This is a genomic window from Flavobacterium niveum (genome assembly GCF_055231775.1).
In genome coordinates, this window is sequence record NZ_JBUYSX010000017.1 from 1 (window position 1) to 1,389 (window position 1,389).

Here is a 1,389-nt window from a genome sequence, read left to right on the forward strand (position 1 = left end):
TTGACTAGTCCTAAAATAACGATACAGGATTAATACTAGTAAAAATACATTTTTTAAACAGAAGTAGCTTTCGGGTTGCTTCTGTTTTTTGTTTTATACGTTTTCATTTTGATACTGTTTTGCAGGTGCATAAGATTTGGAGTCAGCATATAATTTGACCAATGTGGCCTGATTTGATTATACTTATTTACAACTTCTGCTACTACCTTTTTCATTAATGCTAATTCAAGATGATAAGTATCAATCATAAACTCTTGTTTTAATATACCATTTACCCTCTCTGCTACTGCATTTTCATAAGGATCTGAGTTTTGAGTCATGCTACATTTTAGGCGGTATTTATCTAATAAATACTGGTATTCATCCGAACAATATTGTATTCCTCTATCCGAATGATGTATCAATGATTCAGTCTTAAACTTCCTATTCTTATGAGCCATTTTTAAGGCATTAATGCATCCCTGTGTACTAAGGGAGTCAGACACATCGTATCCCATTATCTTTTTAGAATAAGCATCTGTTATTAAACTTAAATAACAAGGTTTATCACGTTTCCCGATGTATGTAATGTCTGACACCCACACTTGTTCAGGTTTCTTAATATCAAGTTCTTTTATTAGATTAGGGTGTTTCCTAAAACGATGGTGTGACCATGTAGTAACATGATAACTCCTTTTAGGCTTTATTAATAAATGGTTTGCTTTAAGAATGTTAAAGAACTTATCCCGGCCTATTTTTAATTCCCTGAGCTTATTGCCAAGTATATAATACAATTTGCGTGTGCCAAGTCTGGGCTGGGCTATGCGCTGCTCTTTCACAAGAGCTACAACCTGTTCTGCCAGGGTTCTCCTAAGCTTGGTACGCTTAATGTTTCGATAATAAACCTGCCTGTCTATCCCGAACAAACCACAGCTAAAGCTTATGCTTTCCTGCCTTTTTTCACAGAAGGATTGGATTGTCCGGGTGGTAAGTTTTTTCTAATATCAATATTATATTCCTTCTCTGCAAGGTCAATCATCATATCAAAAATGATAGCCTTAGAATCAGAAATATGATTTTGATTTTCAAGCTGGGCTTTCTGCTTTTCCAAAAGTTTAACCTTGGCTTCAAGCTCCATAATTCGTTGTTCAGGTGTCTTTGGCATATTCGATGGTGTTTGATTCTCCCAATCAAAGTTACCATATTTTCGAAGCCAACCCAAAACAGTAGCATGGCTTTGTATTCCATACTTTTTTCGGGATTGAGTAACGGATAACTCTCCTGATTCAATCTCTTTTACAATCTGAATTTTTAAACTTAATGTGTAATCTTTTTGGGTACGCTTTACATAATTGCTTTGATCTTCCATAATGATACTTTTTTTGTGTATCGCTATTTCAGGACGGGACA

At 34.9% G+C, this 1,389-nt stretch carries 2 protein-coding genes; both read right to left on the minus strand.

Annotated elements, in window-relative coordinates; translation table 11 throughout:
- Positions 1–53 precede the first annotated feature (53 nt).
- Positions 54–905 (minus strand): IS3 family transposase, encoded by an 852-nt coding sequence (locus tag ACZIX4_RS19930; RefSeq protein ID WP_463337411.1) that lies wholly within the window; start codon positions 903–905, stop codon positions 54–56.
- A 14-nt stretch (positions 906–919) separates the two neighbouring features.
- On the minus strand, positions 920–1,389 hold a 470-nt coding region (locus ACZIX4_RS19935; RefSeq protein ID WP_463337412.1), incomplete at its 5' end, for a transposase.